Annotated in this window: 1 protein-coding gene; it reads left to right on the plus strand. The window is 45.4% G+C overall.

Annotated elements, in window-relative coordinates; genetic code table 11:
* On the plus strand, positions 1-522 hold a 522-nt coding region (locus tag CEV08_RS09355; protein ID WP_180753589.1), incomplete at both ends, for a DnaB-like helicase C-terminal domain-containing protein.

Raw genomic sequence — 522 nt, forward strand, 5'->3', positions numbered from 1 at the left:
TTTGAACTCGCCGACAAAGGCAAATATGGGGGTGGGTTTGAAAACTTTGATAGAGCCATCTTTGATAGAGCCATTGCAAAAGCACTGGACATGGCAAGTGCTGCCAAAAAGCGTTCCTCACAGCTTTCTGGGTTAGCGACCCATATAAACACTTTGGATGAAAAAATGGGAGGGTTGCAGCCATCTGATTTGATTATTCTAGCGGGGCGCCCTGGAATGGGAAAAACCGCACTGGCGACCAATATTGCCTTTAACATTGCCAATGCTTGCAAGCGTGATACCAATACACAACAAAATGAAGGAGGGATCATTGGCTTTTTCTCATTAGAAATGTCATCCGAACAGCTTGCAACCCGCATTATCTCTGAACAAACAGAGGTCTCTTCCTCTGATATTCGACGAGGAAATCTCTCAGAAGCGCAATTTGCAAAAATTATCCATACAACGTATCAGGTACAAACCGCACCCCTTTACATCGATCAAACAGGGGGGATATTCCTTGCCCAATTAGCCGCCCGTGCA

Origin of the sequence: Bartonella tribocorum, assembly GCF_002778015.1 — a bacterium.
In the GTDB taxonomy this organism is placed as follows: domain Bacteria; phylum Pseudomonadota; class Alphaproteobacteria; order Rhizobiales; family Rhizobiaceae; genus Bartonella; species Bartonella tribocorum_B.